Consider the following 20,010-nt stretch of genomic DNA (forward strand, 5'->3'; position numbering starts at 1 on the left):
GTCGGCCTCCTTGAGAATCGAGACGATCTGCGTCTCAGTGAAGCGTGACTTCTTCATGTAAAACCTCCTGGCGTTAAATAATGCCAGAAAGCTCTACTTTTCAAGTGTCTATCTTCTGGGGGAGCTTACGAAATGTTTAACCACGCGCCCCTCCATTTCAATAGATATTGACACATCCATACCCGCGTAAGCCATATCCCCCGTGACCTATACCACCTCATATTAGAACTTTCAAGACATATGTTTTCTAATTTGATTGCGTAGTGAACACCTACCCATAGTTGTAATCTCCCGATAAGGAGACATTGCTATGGAACCAGGCATTACATCGAGGGATATTGGTCTAAAGATTAAGGCTTTAAGGCAGAAAGCAGGGTTATCCCAGGAGAAGCTTGCAGAGATGGTAGGCGTTACATTCCAGCAGGTTCAGAAGTATGAGAATGGGCAGACGACCCTTAACGTGACCAAGCTCCAGCTGATAGCTCAAGCCCTTAAGGTGTCGGTGATAGAGTTCTTCACAGCAGCACCTATCCAAGGCGCTAGGCTTACTGTTGAAGAGGATCGTCTTCTACAGGCATTCAGGAAGGTTAAGAGCGGTGAGCTGAGGGAGTGCATTCTGACGCTAGTGGACAATACAAATAGGAGAGCAAGGTAGCTCCGTGTTGTAAATACTGCCATGATGCAGTTAAAACCATGGTTCTATTGGACCCACCGGGATTCCGGTTATGACAACTTTGGGTTCAAATAGTCAATCTGGCGACTCGGATGCTATAGAAGTTTTAAATCCATTAAGGGGATGACTGGATTCCACATCACACTCCGCAACGGGATATCATGATAATTAAATTAATGCTATTACTCGGGATAGAATGGCATTAATTCGTGAGCTGTGTGTATAATAATCTCAGCATCTTTGTTAGTATGATAACCGATGTAGCACTTAGGACCAGCGAATTGTATTATCCAATCTAAACAACTTCCACAAGGAGTAAACCTTTTTCGATTAGCCGCAACTACTATGGCTACAAATGACTTGTAACCATTATTAACCATATTAGTTATTGCGTTAACCTCAGCATGTACATCTTGCACCCTGTACCTATGCTCGACATTACAGCCTGTAAAAATACTACCGTCTGCCGTAATCAAGGCTGCACCGACAGTCGTATTACCAATAACATATGCATTTTCTCTTGAAGCCCACGCATGATTTGACAAGATACCCCAATCAATCGAAGAAATTTCCATACTAAGTAGTTCCTATCTTTTAGGTTTTAATACTTTCTTTTCAAGTTCGATAATTCTAGACTCATAGTTCTGTTTTGTTTCAAGTGTTTCTATCTTTGACTTGAGCTGTGATATTTCTCGTTCCCAAGGTTTATTGATATATACCTGAACTGCACCCGCGATTACAGCAAGAGCCGCGGCTAAAGCAGGCACACCTATCTGCCAAAGCTTAGTGTCATTGATTTCTGCCTTTGCAATCGCCTGTGCACGTTTTGATACATCTACAAAATCCTTTGCAAGCTTAGGAAAATAGTTGGCTACCACCGTCGGAATCTGTATTTGCACACTACCGTTGTTTACTGTCGTGAAATGCTCGTTTCCAAATGGTGCCACCCTATTCCCGAGCTTGAAGAATATCATCGAGCAAACTATGTCTTTACCTCTGAAAGTGAACGATTCTTTTCCCATATTAATTGCAGTAAAATGTAAATGTCCAGAATAGCCGGGATCGACATGTCCCATATTAGTTATCAGAACTGCCTTTAATGCAAGGCGTGAGGGAGAAAAGCAAATACCACCGATATCATCTGGCAATGTTATTTTCTCTTTTGTCCTTATCATGATAGTATGGCCAGTATCGAGTACATGCTCATCTAGTTTAGGGTTATACGAACCACCCAACTCATTAGGTTGAGTTTCTGGCACATATATCTTCCCAACACGAAGGTCTATTGAACATTGTTGAAATGGACTATTCCATGCATAGCACTGCCCTGCCCATTGCGCAAAAAATCCATCCGAATCTTCAATTATCAGCTCATTTGCGTTAAATAAAGCAATAAGCTCATCCCTAGACAGTACGTTCATCCGTCCCCCTAAAGATTCATCAAGAATAAGTTGCAACTAAATAGCAAGGTCAAAAGGGATATCACTAATATCACGCAATCTACGACCTTGTATTAGCAGTTGAAGCATTTCATATGAATCACTGTGGCTACTCGACTTAGCAGCATCAACCAACTCATATAATGCTCCATGGTAGGTGCAGTCTATATCTCCAGTACCCAATGCAATAGAAGCTATTCGTGAAGGCAATGGCTCAAAGGTAACAGCTAGAATGCAGGGAGTACGACCTTTGCGATTCCTCACAAGATTCAATGCTTCAGTGCGAGTGTTCTGTGCCCGATCACTTCTCATTGTCCATTTACATGAAATACTCGCATGTAGTATTTCACAGCTTTTCTCGTAATTAGAGGACCTTAGCGGAGTGAGAGTCGCTATGCTTTCATTTTCAGAAACAACCTGCCCACCGTGCCCATTGATATCATTATCATTAACAGGTGACCTGGAAACGATAATATCTGGTGTTATCAGGTAGTCACCACCAAGAGCTGCCTTTAGCTCTGTGTGGGTGTCAAGCACACTCTTCAACTCGGCCAAGTGTTCATACTGATGGAAAGAAGCTATACCAATACGCGACTGACTTGTTGAGAAAGACCATTCTCCAGGTCTAATATGTTGTATTAGCTTGAACGATTCATCTAAAAACTCTTTTGTATAACGAGTGAACAGCGACCCCGCTAGCTGTCCTGAAGGCGGGTTGCCACATATTGGCTGGCATATTCTATCTGCCATACCTCGGGCTAAATCAACACTTGCCTTGCTACTGTTGTCTGCATTAGAAAATATGACTGTCCCGCCTCGATGTCCAAAGATGTCACAACAAATCTTACGATGATACTCTGTACGAAGGCCCTTAAGCAATGAAGCTGTCATCTTTCCTCCGACCTCATGAATCCATCTATCTTCCTGGCAAGTCCTGACTTGTCACGCATCTCGCATTGCCAGATTACAAGTACCTGCCAACCTAACTGCTTCAATGATGTCGCAACCTGGTGATCACGTAGAACATTTTTGGATATCTTGTCGTCCCAAAACTGACTATTGGTTGATGGTCTTTTGGATCTTGTACAAACTTCATGGCCATGCCAAAAACAGCCATGAACGAATATGATTCGTTTATGCCTCCGTAATACAATATCAGGTTTTCCAGGTAGCGTTTTGTCGTGAAGGCGAAACCTGAAACCCATTGAATGCAGAAGCTTCCTTACAGCTATTTCCGGCTTTGTGTTGCTTCCCTTGATTCGAGACATGATGGTGCTACGTCTTTCTTTCGAGAAGATGTCTGACACTCAATATCCCTTTTAGATAGAAGAAGTGCGAATACAGAATCTGCAACGCGAGCAGCCAGTTCACACGGTACTGCATTTCCGATTTGCCTTGCTATTTCAACTTTGCTACCAGTAAAGACAAACTTATCAGGAAACGATTGTATCCTAGCCGCCTCTCTATGGGTGATTGGCCTATGCTGCTCAGGGTGTAAGTATCTTCCTTTCTCAGGTTTGTAGAACTCTGTCCTGATAGTCACAGAAGGCTTATCCCACCATAACCTTCCAAAAAGGTCTGTGCCTCCTGTCTTTTTACGTATCCAGCAATCAGGGGTTAGTTCTGGTGCCAGCCTTTGTAAATCAAAACGATTCATTCCTTCCTTAGGTATAGCCATATAACGTTTCAAGCTTTTTGCTGTAGGCATTCTACCAAAGTGCAGATCTAAAGGGGCCTTCTCCTTACGGATCTCAGTTCCCTTAGGTTGCGGAAGGTCGGCTATGGCATCCCTAACGGTCTTATATGGTTTTGCATCGTCAATATAGGGAACATCCTTCTCTAAAAATCTGCGTCGCACACCATTTTCTGGAGCAATATGGGTTCTTTTCGGAGGGAATACTTCCGATGGGTCTGCAAACTTACAACCGACGATAAAGGCACGCCATCGTAGCTGTGCAACTCCATAATCGGCAGCACACAGCTTGGCACTCGCTAACTTGAACCCCATTGATTGAGCGACACCATAGATCTCACCGCACTCGAATGAACTTAGCAGCTCAGGTACATTCTCCATTACAAATACACTTGCGCCAGACCGCTTGACTACTTCCATAAACGGTCGCCACAGTTGCTTTCGTGGGTCTCCATCCTTGAACTTATTTAGCAGGCTAAATCCTTGGCACGGAGGCCCCCCGATTACAAGATCAGCTTTAGGTACTTTTGTTTTTGGGTCCTCTAATATATCAACGATGTCGCCTACATTACAGTGCTTACCGAAGTTCATGTTATAGGTATTTGCTGCATACTCATTAAAATCATTAGCCCAGACCACTTCAAAGTTATGCCCCAAGAAAGGAGAGAACCCTAGAGACATGCCTCCAGCGCCAGCAAACAGATCAATAACTTTGGGACCGAACTTGTACTCTTTAAGTACTCCAGATATCCGTTTTCGGTAGATTTCTTCTTCAGTGACTCGCATTTTATCGTCTTGTCCCTTAGCAGGCATTTACATTTAAGACCCGGAAAATAGGGCCTTCTAGCTTGGCAGTTATCCGTCCACCAATACCACATCAAGGCCCTTAAATCAACAAGACCCTGCCCCCCCTAGAACCTAGCCGGGATAGCGGATAGCCTACAAGGGTCCAATGCCTGTAGATTAATATTAGAAGGTTTCTTCCTAGAGTTAAAAGCAGCTTCGCACGGGTTCCAGACATACGTAGTGGACAGCGAATGTCCAGCTTCCATATTTGACCTGCAAGCCGTCTTTATCAGCCTAAGCCAGCCAACTAGACCTTGAAATAAATAGCAAAACAAGTATATTGCATGTCATTTCATTCCCAACGGAGGATGCACGATGACAGCCGAGACCAAAGAAACAACTAAAGCCTACAAGAAAGGTAAGATACACGATATTAGCCTTGACCTGCTACACCGGGACGTTCACCAGCCTCGCAAGCACTTCGACCAGGACGAGCATGAAGCCCTCAAGAAGTCGATTGCTGACAAGGGTCTGCTCTATCCCGTCCTCTTCCGAGTAGACGAGAACGACAACCTTATCCTTGTATCTGGAGAGAGAAGGCTTAAAGCGTGTAGGGACTTAGGCAAAGAGACCATCTCCGCTATGAGGGTTGATAGCGACCGTTACGATGAGATCGCCTTGATCGACAACATCCAGCGAGTAGAGCTATCACCCATAGATGAGGCTGAGGCTGTCAACAACCTCAAGGTCAAGTATGGTCATAGCCAGGAGCAGCTTGGTAACTTAGTAGGGAAAGCACAGAATACAGTCTCCGACATCTTGGCCCTGATGAAGCTATCAGACGAGATTAGAGAGGATGCTAGATGCAGGAAGGAACTAAGCCGAGGAGCTTTGTTGATGGTTGCTAGGATCAATAGGGCTACGTCTCAGAAGAAGGCTTATGATGCTCTTATAGCCTCCCTTGGTATGCCGAGGAAGGAGATCAAGAGACCTAGGCTTACTATCACTAAGAAGGCTATTACCTCTACCGATAACACCCTCAAGTGTATCAAGAGCATAGACCTTCAAGCCCTTGGTGATGATAGGGATGTAGTGGTTTCCAAGCTACAAGAATTAATGCAGGAGATTCAAAATAAGCTAAGCAGTATAGAGGGTTAGGCTGTATCGGCGTACCGATACTCTTAGGTGAGCAGATACAAGAGAAGCCCTACTAGGTGGGTACAGTAGGGCCTACTTGCACTCAATGCCATTACTTCTCTCGAAACACATTTTTAAGCACATCTCTCAAGGTCGACAATTTGTATGGCTTTTGAATAAAGCCAGCAAGCTTCTTCCCTAAGAACTTCTGATTGACTTCGTGCTCGTTATACCCACTAGACAATATAACCTTAACATCTTTGTCAATCTGACGAAGCTTCCTAAAGCACTGTTCTCCATCCAAATGCGGCATTATCAAATCTAACAAGACCACAGTTATATTGGGGGTGGCTTTGAATATGTCAACAGCCTCCCTGCCATCACTAGCAGTAAGCACGGAGAAGCCCAGTTCCTGCAACATCTCCTTCCCAACGCCACGAACAGTCTCTTCATCATCTACAAGCAAAACGGTGCCGCTTCCTCTCCAGCCATCATTCTCTGACACATGATTAAAGACCTCGGCTGGTTTGTTAGATGCTGGAAGAAGAATTTTAAATGTAGTCCCTTTGTCCAACTCACTGTAAACTTTGATAGCCCCTTTGTGTCCACGAATAATTCCAATGGCAGCGGCCAAACCTAGACCACGACCTGTAAACTTCGTAGTAAAGAAGGGTTCAAATATCTTTTCTAACGTCTTGTGATCCATTCCATGGCCAGTGTCAGCTACCTCCAAGTATACATACAATCCTTCCTTAATATTCTCGATCAACCAGACATCCTTTAGATAGTTAGAATCACAATCCATGCAACCAGTAGTAATTGTGATAACGCCACTCTTATTCCCAATAGCTTCAGATGCATTGAGTATTAAATTCATTATTACTTGACGCAGTTGAGTTGCATCCCCATCGACGCTAGGTAAGCCAGAATACAGGTGCATACGAAGAACTGCCTTTTTGGAAATTGAGACTTCAAGCATGTGCGCCATATCTTCAAGCAACCTATTTAGGTTGAGCTTTTCTATAACAAACTTACCTTTTCCTGAATAAGCAAGCATTTGCTTTGCCAAATCCGCAGCTTTTAGAGCTGCTTGTTCTATCCTGCGCAGGTTGTCGATGACAGGTGACTCAGGGTTTAGCTTATGCAATGCTAAGTCAGCATTTCCTATTATCGCCATCAACACATTATTGAAATCATGAGCAATCCCACCAGCGAGCACTCCAAGGGATTCAAGCTTTTGGGTTTTTACAAGGGCATCTTGCATTTGTTTCCGTTCCGAAACATCGCGTGCAATTGCCAAGACAGAATCTTTGCCGTTGTAACTCAAATACACTGAAACCATTTCTACATATACAATGGAGCCATCTAACCGGACTAATTCTTCTTCAATCAGTGGATTGTCATTGTGCGACCAAGCATTTTCAATTCGTTTAGCTACAACGTCTTGCATATCTGACCTAACGAAATCGAGTGCTCTCCTACCATAAAGGTCTTCTGGTTTACTCGCCCCAAGCATCCTAGCGGCAGCTTGATTCAAGTAAACAAACAAGCCGTCGCAATGAATGAATATTGCTTCTGGAGAAACCTCTACTACCCGCCTGTAGCGGTCCTCACTTTCAGCAAGAGAATGTTCCGCTAGCTTTCGCTCAGTAATATCCCAAGCGTATCCAATAACGCCCAATACCTCGCTACCATTAGTCAGTGGTGATTGGTACACATCAAACCATCTATTACCACCCTTAACAGGGTATTTTTTCTCACTATGGACTGGCGAACCAAACGTTAATACAGCATCGATCTCATGGGAAATCACATTGGCAACTTCGCTTGGCAAAAAATCATGCACAGTCTTACCTAATAATTCTTCTGGGCTATTTATCCCAAGATATTCTGCCATGCGCTTATTAGCTGCCAAATATCGGCCTTCTTTGTCTTTTATCCATACAGCAAACGGGAAGTCCTGGAGAATTGCTTTGTTTAGGTGATCACTCCAGTCCTTCAGAACCTTTTCCATATCGACTCCCAGCATTAGTGGACAACAGCAAAATCCAACCTTATTGGTTTTATTGCCAACAGATAGAATAGGTGCGTACTTGTTCTAGAATTCAGAGCATCATTTCAATCTACTTACAAGGCAATCAATTTTTGAATTCATCATTCCCATACCATCCACATCAAACAAGAGATAGTCCTTAAATTCGAGTTGAACCGAAATTGCCCCCACAACCAAACCGAGCACATGACGTCCGCGTTCTTCTATTGGCAACCCATAGTCAATCCCCACCCAGGAAACGTCCAACCCAGCTGCTGTAGCTACAGCCCAGGTTCGCCTGATTATTGAATCAGCAACAAGCATTCTTCGAGTATTAATATTTAAACATTTCATACATTTACTCCTCAAACGCATGTGCACTATGAATCAAACGAGAGTCGAGCAAAGAAAACAATCTACAGACCTTCTTCAAACCTGCCGAATATGCATCCTCCTGTAAGTGAGCAGACCACCCATCAGCGCCCTTGCATCTGTTCCGCGTAGAGATAATTACCCTACCAGTTACATCACATTGAATCCCGTAAGCTCTTCAGTCGGTCCTTAGGGTTATCAAACTCAACTTCGGCATGATCAAAGTGCTCTGGATCAAAGATGTCTCCCTTCTGCGCCTCAATCCACTGAACAGTATCTACATATTCTGGATGTTGAGGATCAGCTAAGATTTCCAGTAAGTCAGGATATCTCCATGCTCCTCCACTGTCCTCAGGTGGACATGCACGTTTCCCTTTAATGCATCGTGGGTATGCTACGCCAGGCTCAGCAGGCTTGATCTCCTCAAAGTCGATCTTGTGGGTCCAATTATCTCCGAAGTCATAGACGTAGACAAAGGAAGAGGGGATGATCTCCTCGTACTTGGATATCTTGTGTCTCCAGCCAACAAGCATCCGCTCGTCTACAAGCAGGAAATCATCATCCTCACTGGGTATGCCGAACACAAGAGTCTCGCCAGTCTTAGCTCGAATCCTGAACTCGTGTAGGTGATAGTCATGCCACCCCATTGCATCCTGAATGGCAACGTGGAGATCATAGAAAGTGGATGTCGATGGGACTTGGATTCTGCGCCAGATAGGAGGCTTGACACCTTGGAGGGTAATCTTGAACTGGTAGATTTGTTTGACAGGCGGCATGTCAATTATCCTCAGAAATGAAATTGACGACTGCCTTTGCCTTATAACATGAACCATGCCTAAGGGAAAGTTTTTACATCTATAAGCTCCTAATTCCCTCTCTGACCAATGTTTTTTAGGGGGCAGGGGAACTGGAGAACTTACTTATACAGGGTAGGTGATGCTAGTTTTTCAAGCTGCCCCCGATCAAAGTGGGCCTACCCTCAGCTCATGTGGCATAGCTAGGATCAAAGGTATGTCAGCTACAATCCCAGTATTCATGCGGGTTTGGCATAGCTGGCATAGGTGTCACCCCTTTTTTCCTATTCGCTAATATATGGAAGCATAGGACATATGTGAAGGATTATATATGTTTTATTTTCACTAATATAGGGTATGACAGGTATGACACCTATGACAGAGCCTGTATTCATGCGGGTTTGCGCTGGCATACCTTGATTCTGAGGGTGGGACAGCTATGACATATGATCTTGCTTCAGACAACAAAACACCCCTTCCATTTCTAGAGGGGGTGCCTTGGTGGTTCACGTTATGATGAGTATTACTCCGTCGGCCATTCCATTTCCGTGTTTACAAACTTGTTGAATGCTTCTCTGCATTTCGCCAATGATGGGAAAATATATGCATTTTTCCTTATTGTCTTTTTACCATACACACCACTCACCTCAAAGGATGCTCTTCCCTTCTTAAAGCCGTCCTTGGGCAACATGTTCTTCAGTTGCATCCCCAACTCAACATCTGTAGCCTTGTGCTTAATGCCCATGTCTTGGACAAACTTCTGATATGATTGATACAATAACTCGGTCTGAATGACTCCACTGCCCCAACCTTCAATTGAATAGTGCAAACATCCTGCCTCTAACACATGATGCCAAAACTTCTGAACTGGCGTGAAGCTTAATTGCTTCGCTTCTCTTAAGGCTGCTGTCTGTGGATACAGTCTTAGGTTCATGGCTGAGATATCATATGTCATCAGGTAATGCAATAGTGCTTCCCTGCCTCCGTTGTCCATCTGCCTACTAATCGCCTCAAAATAGGTATGATCCTGTTGGTGCTTTTCTCCAACATCTATAATGAAGAACCTTCGTTCACGTGGCCCTGCTGGAGCTGCCCAATCATTGTTGGTAGCGAATATCATGTGTAGGTTGTTCTTTATGGTAAAGGCATCCTTGCCCTTCATTTCTATATTAATAGTCGGCTCGGTGATCATCGACTTCAGCTTACCCTCAGCCGCCTTATCGCCAGCCCAAAACGCTTCATCCGCAAACAACAGACACTTCTCTTTCATGTGACCGTTAAACTTCCCTACAAGCTGACTGCTATCGTTCAAGAGCATGTAGTGCTGGCCGAACAGCTTCCCGAACTCATTCACGAAGACACCCTTTCCTGTTCCCATTGATCCACGCATTACGACAGCAACACCTATTAGTTCGTCTGGTCTTTGTACCACCTGGGCCATCCATGCTATCAGGTAGTCGTAAACCGCTTTGTCACCGTTGGCAATGTTCTCTTCAATGTGCTTCAGGTACAGGCTGCAATCTCCTTCCTTTGGCTCCACAGCAAACCCTCTCCAGATGTTGTAATAGCCCTCTGGCGTAGTCCTTGGATTGAAGGTTAGTCCCTGATACTGCCTACGGTTAGGGTGACTGAACCATGCTTCGCCAAGCTTCTGTTTCTTGCCGTCGATCTCGACATAACGATTGCAGTAAAAGTCTTTGAACCCTTTGACACTTAACAATTCAAAGTCTGGCCGATTGAAAGTTGGACAGGTTATCTCTTCAAGCACGTAACAATTGCCACTCATCTTGATCGCCGCATGGGCTTTATTCAAGTCTTCGATCTCTTTGGGGATGGCACCCACGTCATATCTGTATGCACTATGAATCGTTTTATGCACCTCTTGTTGTGGGAGGGGCGGCACACATCTGTTGTTAGCTTCCATGACAACAGCTTCTGCCTCCTGATAGGAGACACTTTGCCTGTTGCACTGAAGAGCTAGCTTAAAGAGATGATCATTTCGCCCCCCTACACTAATAGGCTCCCCACAGTTGGCATTAGTGTTATCGTGCTTAAGGGCTTTACGAACCAACCAGCCTGGAGCTTCTGCGACCTCAGCAGTCGTATCAACGACCTCGTACCTGCAACTATCGATTATAGACGGTGGCGCTACCACGTATCCTCCATCACACCGGATATCCAGACCTGGACCAACAACACCTTGACTGATCGGCACATGACACCTGGGGTGTTTATAGATAAGGTGTCTTCCACCTGAGGGTGTTCTGTGTACTCGCGTCTGTGGTGCCTCGCCAAATTGTTCTTCCAGTTCCCTTAAAGACTCACTACCAGACACCCCGTTTTTGTCATCGACATCAAGAACTAAATAACCACTGATCTCTCCCGTTGGTATCCCTATATTTGCCATTGGGAACTTTGTCCACCACTCGTTAATAACACCTACATCCACGGTGGCATCCTTGAACCCGTTGGAGGTGATCGGCGTCTTAGCATTAGGTCTTAGGGGAAATACAGCTATCCCCTGTTCTGCATATTTAAGTGCTTCCTCTCTCATGTTTACATTTTCCATTACAATTACCTCTGCTTAAAATGATTAGCTCCCTAGCCGGAGCTTTTTGTTTTTTGGCCATAGGCACTCCTTTCTTATCTTTTTTCCTACCTGTTTGTATTAGCAATTACCCCGTTGACAATTGATAGTATCGAGCGAACCACCCCCCTCAACCAGACTTAAAATAAAGGCCAGAATATCAGCCTCTCTATATCGAGCAAGTCGACCAACTTTTACATACCTTGGTCCAATATTTTTCCACCTCCAGCATTCCAATGTTTTTGGCGATATATGCAGCATATTAGCGACTTCTTCTTGCGTAAGCAGTCTTGCCAAAAACAGGCTGTCATCTTTAAGGGCCTCAAGATTTTCCATAATTATCTCCCGTACCATATTTGATTCTTGCTCCCATCCGAGAGCAGCGGCTGGCGATTACCAGCTCCATATTTGATAATAACGGCTAGGTCGAATTGTAGAGAAGTCCATAGAAAGTTACCGAACTAAGCCGTTGCCATGATGAACCAACAAACACGAAAGCCCCCATGATCTTTCGACCTTGAGGGCTTCCGGTGCCTTCTTCAGGCTATCTTATGGAGTGATTTGGCGGGGTCAGCCGGCCTACGCGGCGTGCCCCTGGCCGTCCGATTGAGGGACAGGCTCAGGGTATGCTGCATTGAACAGCTTAGTTGCTTCAACTGAGGTTCTGGGGTCAACCATGTAGGACTTGAACCTGTCGTGCACGTACTCCTTAACCTTTTGGGCTTTGGTTTCGTTGTTGTAACCAGCTACACCATTTTCTTTCTTCAAGGCGTAGTCGCCCAAGGCATTCCCCTGAAGACGTTTAAAGGTTGCAGTGACAGTGGACTTCGGTGTCAAAGCCTCTACAGCTTTCCTGACCTTTGTGCTGTTACCCATGAAGTCGTCGTCTGCAAGAGCAAGTGCGAGTGCATCACGTAATCTTTGTGAGTTGTCCATTCCCTTCGGCCCTCCTTTAGGCCGGTCTTTCTTATTGCATTACGGGGACATATTCTCCATAATGGCTAAGGTTAATGTTCGGGTCCCAAGCCTCATTGACCTAGCCCTATCACCTGTTGGCGCAGGTGGTGGGGCTTTCTTGTTGCTGCCTCCGATCAGCGTTATCCTTCAAGCCTATATATCAAGAACCTCAACGAAGAGATCCGGCATGTTCTTGTCTGCCTTTGCAAGCAGCTCAGGTGGCAGGTTAAGCTCCCTAAGACCTGCGACATCATCCTTGATGACCTTCGAGTAGGTCTTGACACCTTTCTGCTCATCATCAAGCGCGGTGTACAAGAGGTACTTCCCTTTTCGGGTCGCGTAAAGCTGATAGTTTATCGTGAGTACCCCCAACTCCTCCCGGTAGTCTTCCGCCAGCAGCTTACCGACGAACTTGAAGTACTGCCCTTGGCGAACGTCGTCAGGGTGTACCTCCGAACCCTCGAATAGCTGAACTGTGTTGTAGTCGAACTCTGACATCTCCCATTTAACCACGTAGTCTTTCAGCCCCTGCATGATCACCGATGACACGGAGTCACCGGCAATCCCTTTCGCCTTCTCGTAGATGGCGAGATCATCTTCAGACAGGTAGAACGTTTTCTTGGGCATCAGTTCCTCCTCAGTTTTCCGTGCGCCATGGACACCATATATACCGACATACCGCCATCGGGTCAAGCATTATTTTCCATAGCCATGTAAAACATTTCATCTCCGCACATAAGGTGATAATACAAAAGGCTTTTTATCAGATCACACCTCTTGCCCGACTCCAGATTAGGCATCATAACCAACCAACAACTAAGATCCGCTTGCACAATATCGGGCTATACGTATCTTGCAAAGATCGAAGCTTCCAGACCAGCCCCATTTAGATGGACAGGTAGCGGGTATCGCCTTGTGGAAATTCAAGTCCATACGCCTCTCCAACCCTTGATGGGGCGCTAACACCGTTATAACGTTGATACACTCTCTAAGTGGGTAGGGATACCGATAGCACTAGCGACACATGTTCCACAACAGCCATAACGGCCTAACAAACATGGCAGTTTTGCACCTCAAACGGATTGTCCATCCGTTTTAAAGTGTTGAAACACAGGAAGTTATTGATTTGCAACGGGATTGATAACGTGAGTTTGTCGAAATATGCGGAAAAAGGGGCTACATATCTCTTTGCTATGACGGGTTTCTAGGCCCGGTTTGAAATCGTTATCTGCCTTATAGATAACGATTGAAAAGCGGAACGGGTTTCTTCGCAACCAGCTATTACGATGCTACCTAAGATCATCGACCTAACCGCTGAAGCCATGTTGGCACACCTACCCAGTATCCGTAGAGCACCCATGTTGAAGCCACACGTTCAATCCTGGCAGCGTCATTTGGTAAGAGGGCTACCCAACCCTACACAGTAGTCCCGAGTGCATAGCCCGCCTTACCCCTGCCACGCAGGAAACCAGTGCTTAAACGAACGACAACACGCACTACAAGCATTTTCTATTACAGCCCTACCCTAACCCTACCCTATGGTCACGCCTGCCAATTCCTGAAGAGTCTCTAGCTCCAAGCCATACTCCACCATATGCATGATCGCCAGTTTATCCACTAACCCGAAAGGCTTACCGTACCTGCCTGTTGTCATGCTTTTGTTGCTATGTCCAACGATCTCAGCAACGATCAGTTCATCGGCGCGCTTCTGCTTCAGGGTGTCAATAAAGGTATGCCTGAAAGAATGAAAGTTCAACTTCTCATCGGTGGTAACGTACTTACGCAGAAAACCTTTACCGGTTCCGTTGCCAAGAAACCAGTTGGCGAAACTTTTGTGGTAACCTCTGCCAGTCAGCTTTAGGTTCATCCACATTCTTGGAGCTTGCCTATCGACCATCCGACTCCTGTACTCCAACAACCCTAGACTTACTAGCGCCTTGTGCACCGGCACCTTCCTCCTAGCAGCAGCACTCTTAATCATCTTCTCGTCGCCTTCGGAGATATCTATATCGAAATACCATACCCCTGATTCTGTGTCCTGCTTGATATCGTGGGTATTTAGCTGGCATATCTCGTTTAGCCGCATCCCTGAGTAAAGAGCGATCATCGGCAACCAGAACCGATCTGGGCTATCAGCTAACTTAGCCTTCTCGCCAGGCTTCATACCGATATATGCGGTCGCCAGTTGAGCAAGATCACTCTTAGCGTATGCCTTTCTTAGCTCATCGGGTCTTACAAGCTTGGTCTTACCATGCTTAACGCCATCAGCAGGGTTCCTGTCTACATAACCTACCCTGACCGCCCATGTAAAAAAGCTGTTGATCCTGACCATGTAGTTATTCAGGGTTGTATCGCTCATGATATCTTTCGGCTTCATGCGAACGACATCCTCAATACTCTTGCCAGCGTACTTCTTGGTCTTCGCCATGTTCTTGGGTAGCTTCCGCAAGACGTCAAGGTAACCCAGCACCGTGTCCCTGGTGATTCGCTTAATATCCATATCTCCAACTAGCCTAACGAACTGCCTGCACTTGGTTTCCAGCTCGTATATGGACGGAGCGCCAGCTTTCTGGGTAGCCTTGTATTCCGCTATGTATTTCTCCACGACATCTGATAGCAGATCTACCTGCACCGCCCTAACTGGGTTGCTTTCACCACCCAGGCAGATAACAGTACCACCTGCCTCTGGCAGGGATAGATGCTCCATGTTATCAGTTAGCTTCAGGTCGTTGCACTTGAACTCCTGGACCAACCTATGTGCCTGAACAGGTGTTAGCGCTCCTGATCGTATCAGGGTGAACAGGCGCTCGGCTTTATAGCTCCATACCTTAAGCAGCTTCTTCGCCTGGGTTAAGCTCTTGGTCTTCAAGGTGCGCTTGATATCATCCCTGCCAGCGAACCAGAGCTTGAGGTCAGCAGGTATTCTGCATCGGAAGTAGTAAGTGTCTTTGATTTGGTATAAGTGTAAGGAATGTGCCATGTTATGTCCCCAGTGTGGCAAAGTTTTGGGACATATATAGGAATTGGCATGTACGTAGACGTAAAAAAGGCTGCAATCTTAACTAGATAGCAGCCTTATTACAATGGTTGGTGCGAGAGAGGGGACTTGAACCCCTATACCTTGCGGTGCCAGATCCTAAGTCTGGTGCGTCTGCCAATTCCGCCACTCTCGCTTGCGGTACAAACAGAAAACCCCGCTTGCACGGGGTTCTTTTATTTGGGGTGGCTAGTGGGATTCGAACCCACGTATGAACGAGTCACAGTCGTTTGTGTTAACCGCTTCACCATAGCCACCATATTCAGTTTTGGCACGCCTGAGAGGGTTCGAACCTCTGACCTACGGCTTAGAAGGCCGTTGCTCTATCCAACTGAGCTACAGGCGCAGAGCGCTTGAGTGGTCGGGGTGAGAGGATTCGAACCTCCGGCCCCCTGCTCCCAAGGCAGGTGCGCTAGCCAGGCTGCGCTACACCCCGTTCAAGAAACAACCTTATAACACAGGGGATATCGCGGCGCAAGCTTTTTCGTCCACTCGACGATTAAAGTCTCCCAAGTGGGGGCACGAACCGATCTCGTGGCCGCGGAGGGAAAGGCGCGCCCGGCGCCGGCAGCCGGCAGGAGAAACCCTCCCGCATAGAGCTTACCGCTGTCCGCCTCCGAGCCAGCACCAAGCGGCGGCTACCCCTAGCGGGATGCCTCGCCGGCCTCGGCGAGTGCCGCCTTGAGGAGCTGCATGGCCCGGCCGCGGTGGCTGATCCGGTTCTTGATCTCCAGGGGCAGCTCGGAGAAGGTCTGCCCGTACTCGGGGACCAGGAACAACGGGTCGTAGCCGAAACCTCCGCTGCCGCGCGGCGCCTCCAGGATCGCCCCGGGGAGCGAGCCGTCGAAGGTCTGGCGGGTCCCGTCGGGAAGACACAGGGCGATCACGCAGTGGAAGGCGGCGCCGCGCTTTTCAGCGGGGACGCCGGCGAGCTCCTTCAGCAAAAGCGCGTTGTTTGCCGCGTCCCCCGCCCCCTCTCCGGCAAAACGCGCCGAGTAGACCCCGGGACGACCGTCGAGGTACTCGACGCTCAGGCCCGAGTCGTCGGCGAGGACCGGCAGCCCGGTGAATTGGGCGGCGGAGCGCGCCTTTTTCAAGGCGTTTTCTGCAAAGGTCGCCCCGTCCTCGACCACGTCCGGAAAACCGGGGAAGTCGGCGGGGGAAAGGACGGTCTCCACCACACCCTTTAAAAGCTCGGCAAACTCGCGGAGCTTCCCCTTGTTGCCGGATGCCACCACGAGCCGTTTCATGCCTGGAGAGCCTCCCGCTGGATCTCGAAGAGCCGGGCCAGCCCCTCGATGGCGTGGCTGCGCATGGCGTCCATCTGCTCCAGCGTGAACGGCTCGGCCTCCGCGGTCCCCTGCACCTCGACAAAGCGCATCGAGGAGGTCATCACGAAGTTCATGTCGACCTCGGCGCTGGAGTCTTCCGGGTAGTCGAGGTCGAGAAACGGAGTCCCCTCGACGATGCCGACGCTCACGGCCGCCACCGCCTCGCGCAGCGGGTTCGCGGCGAGCTCGCCGCTCTCCATCAGGGTCTTCAGCGCATCGGCCAGGGCCACGTAGGCGCCGGTTATCGAGGCGGTGCGGGTGCCGCCGTCGGCCTGGATCACATCGCAGTCGATGAGGATGGAGCGCTCACCCAAAAGCTCCAGGTCAACCACGGCGCGCAGCGAGCGGCCGATCAGGCGCTGGATCTCGTGGGTGCGGCCGGAGAGCTTTCCCTTGGCCGACTCGCGCTGGTTCCTGGTATGGGTGGCACGCGGCAGCATGCAGTATTCGGCGGTGACCCAGCCGGTCCCCTTCCCCTTGAGAAACGAGGGGACCCTGGTCTCGACCGTGGCGTTGCAGATGACCTTGGTGTCCCCGAATTCGACCAGCACCGACCCTTCGGCGTGCTTCAGATAGTTCCTGGTGATTTTTACCGGCCGTAAGGCGTTGGCCGCGCGGCCGTCTCTGCGCATCATAAGAAAACCTTCCCTTTCCTGTGCAGGCCCCTTTGGAGCCTTCGGTGCTTGATATAGGGCGGACGCGAAGAGGCGGCCGCCGAGATTGGAGAAATACCTTGAGGTGAGCTTCGCTAAACTGGAGTAGCCGGGAACGCACGGCAGGGGGCCCGGGTCCCCGGGAGCTAGCGCATCGACTGCGGCTTGGCGCCCAAAACCGGGGAGAAGAGCACCCGGCCGCGCCCGTTGTTATCGAAGATCTTGGGCTGGCCGCCCCCCCACCAGTTGGCGGGCGCGCGGAATTCGTCCAGGCCGCTGTGGTAGAGGTCGTAGCCGGCGTTGTCGTAGATCGCGTTGTCCCAGGCGGCGGCAGCACCGTCGGTCACGATGACCCCGTTGTTGCCGTTACCGAAGATCTGGTTTCCGACAACCTTGACCCGCGAGGTCGAAAGCGACAGGCCGAACTCGCGATTCTTCATGAGTTTGGCGCCGAGGATACTCCCCTCGCACCCCAAAAGGGTGACGCCGCTGCCGTTGCCGGAGACCTGCCCCCCCTGGAACTTGATGCGGCAGCCGTCGGCGGCAAGACCGGCGGAACGGTTGCCGGAGAGGTTCGCCTCGGAGAGGTAGAGCGAGCTGTGCAGCGCGTTGATCCCCTGGCGGTTCCCGCTCAAGACGACGCCGCGCAGGGTCGCCTCGCTCTCGGCAAGACGCACCCCCGCGTCGCAGTCGGCTGCCCCGCCCCCCTCCATGGTGACCAGGGCGTCCTGGAAGCGGAACCCGGTGTGGGAGCGCCCAGCCTTCACCCCCTTAAGTGTCACCGTCGAGTAGAGCGCCTCGAGACCGGTTTCGGCACCTTCGATGCGGCAGTTCTCCAGGACGTTCTTCTTCTCGCTCCCCAGAAGGAGGATCCCCTGCCAGTCGACGGGCTGGGGGTCGGCAAGCGCACTGCCGAAGAGGACCGGCATCTCGCGGGTGCCGGAAACGATGAGCCGCCCCTGCACCACGAGCTGGGCGCCCTGGCTGCCGTTGCGCCTGAAGCGCACCACCGCGCCCGGTTCCACGGTGAGCGTCGCCTGGGGGGCGATCACCAGCACCCCGTCGACCAGCACCTCGCCGCGCCAGGTGGTGTCCTCGTTCAAGACACGGCTGCCGTAGACGATCTGCGGCCGGAAAGGAAGTTCGGCGCGCGGGGCCGGCTCGACGGCCGCGGCAGGGAGCGAGGCGGCCGGGGACGCGCCGGCGGGGAGTCCGGCCCCGAAGGAGGACGCGGCGAAAAGGTGAGCTGCAGCAAGCAGCCCCAGGGTGGCAATAGGGAATATTCTAGTCATAGAGAGGGGATGTGCAGGCTTTCCTGGTGGTACACCTTGTTCTTGCCGCAGCGCTTGGCCTGGTACAAGAGCGAGTCCACGATGTTGAAGAGTTCGTCCATCTTGTCAGCGTTCTCCGGGTAGCTCGCCACGCCGATGCTCACGGTGACCCCGCGCCCGCCGGAGCCTGCGAGCTTGTTGACGGTGCCGGTCTGCACCGCGGCGCGCAGCCGCTCGGCGGCCAGGATCGCCTTATCAAGGCGGGTCTCGGGGAGCAGCACGATGAACTCCTCGCCGCCGTAGCGAAAGGCGACGTCCACCCCCCGGATGGTCTCCAGGATCACCGTGCCGAGGACCGTCAGGAGCTCGTCGCCCACCGCGTGGCCGAAACTGTCGTTGAAGCTCTTGAAGTCGTCCACGTCCATCATGATGATGGAGAACGGCTTGTGGTAGCGCTTGGCGCGCCCCATCTCCTGCTTGAAGAACTGCTTGAAGTAGCGGTGGTTGTGCAGCCCGGTCAGGGAGTCGGTGATCGCCATCAGCTTGGTGCGCTTGTGCAGCGTGGCGTTGTGGATCGCCATCGCCGCAAACGAGGCCAGGATGGAGAGGAGGTTCAGCCTGTCCCGGTCGAACTGGCGCGGCTCGAAGTCGTCCAGGTAGAGTATCCCCATGATCCGGCTCTGGAACACGAGCGGCACGCAGATGAGCGAGCGGATCCCTTCGTTGATGGCGATGGGGTTCTTGAAGAAGCTGGCCTTCGCGGTGTCCTCGATGAAGGAGATCTCGCCGGCCTTCAGCACCCGGTCGGTGAGCCCCCCCGGCGCCACGGTCCAGCGCTCCTTCTTGACGAAGTCGGCGGTGAGACCGGCGTGTGCGTGCAGGCTCAGCTCCTGGCGCTCCTCGTTGTAGAGGGCGACGCTGCCGGCCGGGGTGCTGGCGAGCCCCATGGCGCTGGTGAGGATCGCCTGCAGCACGGTGTCCAGATCCAGCGTGGAGACGACCGCTTTGGCGACCTCGATCAGGTCCTTGAGTGCCTTTACCTGCGATTCAAGCTCTGCGGTTTTGCTGTCATCACACTCGGCCATCGGCCACTCCGGTTCCGGTTAAGGTAAGCTGCTATTTTTAGCACAGGGTGCCCCCTGTTGTAAATGGCCAAGGCGTAAGCCCACTTGCCGCAAAACAATTTTCCGGGCCCCCAAATTTTAATCTTTAAACTCTTGACTCTGCCATACATCTTGTGGTTTATTC

Annotated in this window: 19 protein-coding genes and 4 tRNA genes; 2 read left to right on the top strand and 21 right to left on the bottom strand. The window is 49.8% G+C overall.

Annotation, left to right across the window (positions count from 1 at the left end; genetic code table 11):
• Positions 1-310: 310 nt before the first annotated feature.
• Complete coding sequence (locus tag GMST_RS21180; RefSeq protein WP_183356709.1) at positions 311-655, top strand: helix-turn-helix domain-containing protein; 345 nt, start codon at positions 311-313, stop codon at positions 653-655.
• 200 nt (positions 656-855) lie between these two features.
• On the opposite strand, the gene GMST_RS21185 is transcribed toward GMST_RS21180, so the two are convergent.
• The 5 genes from GMST_RS21185 to GMST_RS21205 are packed head-to-tail and all read right to left on the bottom strand — an operon-like array spanning position 856 to position 4,591.
• Positions 856-1,248, bottom strand: a complete 393-nt coding sequence (locus tag GMST_RS21185; RefSeq protein WP_183356710.1) for a cytidine deaminase family protein — start codon at positions 1,246-1,248, stop codon at positions 856-858.
• A gap of 12 nt (positions 1,249-1,260) precedes the next feature.
• Positions 1,261-2,094, bottom strand: coding sequence for a dCTP deaminase domain-containing protein (locus GMST_RS21190; RefSeq protein ID WP_183356711.1), 834 nt, complete (start codon positions 2,092-2,094; stop codon positions 1,261-1,263).
• 36 nt (positions 2,095-2,130) lie between these two features.
• Complete coding sequence (locus tag GMST_RS21195; RefSeq protein WP_183356712.1) at positions 2,131-3,003, bottom strand: NgoMIV family type II restriction endonuclease; 873 nt, start codon at positions 3,001-3,003, stop codon at positions 2,131-2,133.
• Complete coding sequence (locus tag GMST_RS21200; RefSeq protein ID WP_246399990.1) at positions 3,000-3,380, bottom strand: very short patch repair endonuclease; 381 nt, start codon at positions 3,378-3,380, stop codon at positions 3,000-3,002. The genes GMST_RS21195 and GMST_RS21200 overlap by 4 nt, the downstream gene beginning before the upstream one ends.
• Positions 3,341-4,591: a DNA cytosine methyltransferase gene (locus GMST_RS21205; protein WP_246399992.1), complete on the bottom strand. Its 1,251-nt coding sequence runs from the start codon at positions 4,589-4,591 to the stop codon at positions 3,341-3,343. The genes GMST_RS21200 and GMST_RS21205 overlap by 40 nt, the downstream gene beginning before the upstream one ends.
• A gap of 375 nt (positions 4,592-4,966) precedes the next feature.
• Here GMST_RS21205 and GMST_RS21210 point away from each other — a divergent pair, with 375 nt between their 5' ends.
• Positions 4,967-5,749, top strand: a complete 783-nt coding sequence (locus GMST_RS21210) for a ParB/RepB/Spo0J family partition protein (protein ID WP_183356715.1) — start codon at positions 4,967-4,969, stop codon at positions 5,747-5,749.
• A 91-nt stretch (positions 5,750-5,840) separates the two neighbouring features.
• Here GMST_RS21210 and GMST_RS21215 read toward each other — a convergent pair whose 3' ends face one another.
• The 16 genes from GMST_RS21215 to GMST_RS21290 form a co-directional block, all read right to left on the bottom strand.
• Positions 5,841-7,742, bottom strand: a complete 1,902-nt coding sequence (locus GMST_RS21215; protein WP_183356716.1) for a hybrid sensor histidine kinase/response regulator — start codon at positions 7,740-7,742, stop codon at positions 5,841-5,843.
• Between the two features lie 99 nt (positions 7,743-7,841).
• On the bottom strand, positions 7,842-8,114 hold the full coding sequence (locus GMST_RS21220) for a hypothetical protein (RefSeq protein WP_183356717.1): 273 nt from the start codon (positions 8,112-8,114) through the stop codon (positions 7,842-7,844).
• A gap of 173 nt (positions 8,115-8,287) precedes the next feature.
• Positions 8,288-8,908: a plasmid pRiA4b ORF-3 family protein gene (locus tag GMST_RS21225; RefSeq protein ID WP_183356718.1), complete on the bottom strand. Its 621-nt coding sequence runs from the start codon at positions 8,906-8,908 to the stop codon at positions 8,288-8,290.
• Between the two features lie 541 nt (positions 8,909-9,449).
• Positions 9,450-11,495, bottom strand: coding sequence for a bifunctional DNA primase/polymerase (locus GMST_RS21230; RefSeq protein WP_183356719.1), 2,046 nt, complete (start codon positions 11,493-11,495; stop codon positions 9,450-9,452).
• Between the two features lie 99 nt (positions 11,496-11,594).
• The gene (locus GMST_RS21235; RefSeq protein WP_183356720.1) at positions 11,595-11,849 is read right to left on the bottom strand and encodes a helix-turn-helix transcriptional regulator; all 255 of its coding nucleotides are present in this window, start codon (positions 11,847-11,849) and stop codon (positions 11,595-11,597) included.
• 243 nt (positions 11,850-12,092) lie between these two features.
• Positions 12,093-12,449, bottom strand: coding sequence for a hypothetical protein (locus GMST_RS21240; RefSeq protein ID WP_183356721.1), 357 nt, complete (start codon positions 12,447-12,449; stop codon positions 12,093-12,095).
• Between the two features lie 174 nt (positions 12,450-12,623).
• Positions 12,624-13,097, bottom strand: a complete 474-nt coding sequence (locus GMST_RS21245) for a hypothetical protein (RefSeq protein ID WP_183356722.1) — start codon at positions 13,095-13,097, stop codon at positions 12,624-12,626.
• Positions 13,098-14,001: 904 nt separating this feature from the next.
• Positions 14,002-15,450, bottom strand: a complete 1,449-nt coding sequence (locus GMST_RS21250; protein WP_183356723.1) for a site-specific integrase — start codon at positions 15,448-15,450, stop codon at positions 14,002-14,004.
• A gap of 108 nt (positions 15,451-15,558) precedes the next feature.
• A tRNA-Leu gene (locus GMST_RS21255) sits at positions 15,559-15,643 on the bottom strand.
• A gap of 45 nt (positions 15,644-15,688) precedes the next feature.
• Positions 15,689-15,764: transfer RNA gene (locus tag GMST_RS21260), tRNA-His, on the bottom strand.
• A 12-nt stretch (positions 15,765-15,776) separates the two neighbouring features.
• Positions 15,777-15,853, bottom strand: a tRNA-Arg gene (locus tag GMST_RS21265).
• A gap of 12 nt (positions 15,854-15,865) precedes the next feature.
• Positions 15,866-15,943: transfer RNA gene (locus GMST_RS21270), tRNA-Pro, on the bottom strand.
• 208 nt (positions 15,944-16,151) lie between these two features.
• Positions 16,152-16,757 carry an XTP/dITP diphosphatase gene (locus GMST_RS21275; RefSeq protein WP_183356724.1) on the bottom strand — a complete coding sequence of 202 codons (606 nt, stop codon included), beginning with the start codon at positions 16,755-16,757 and terminating at the stop codon, positions 16,152-16,154.
• Positions 16,754-17,470, bottom strand: coding sequence for a ribonuclease PH (gene rph / locus GMST_RS21280; protein ID WP_183356754.1), 717 nt, complete (start codon positions 17,468-17,470; stop codon positions 16,754-16,756). The genes GMST_RS21275 and rph overlap by 4 nt, the downstream gene beginning before the upstream one ends.
• Before the next feature lie 167 nt (positions 17,471-17,637).
• Positions 17,638-18,783 (bottom strand): right-handed parallel beta-helix repeat-containing protein, encoded by a 1,146-nt coding sequence (locus GMST_RS21285; protein WP_183356725.1) that lies wholly within the window; start codon positions 18,781-18,783, stop codon positions 17,638-17,640.
• Positions 18,780-19,847, bottom strand: coding sequence for a sensor domain-containing diguanylate cyclase (locus GMST_RS21290; protein ID WP_183356726.1), 1,068 nt, complete (start codon positions 19,845-19,847; stop codon positions 18,780-18,782). Before GMST_RS21290 ends, GMST_RS21285 begins: the two co-directional genes overlap by 4 nt.
• Positions 19,848-20,010: the final 163 nt, after the last annotated feature.

Source organism: Geomonas silvestris (assembly GCF_014193515.1).
In the GTDB taxonomy this organism is placed as follows: domain Bacteria; phylum Desulfobacterota; class Desulfuromonadia; order Geobacterales; family Geobacteraceae; genus Geomonas; species Geomonas silvestris.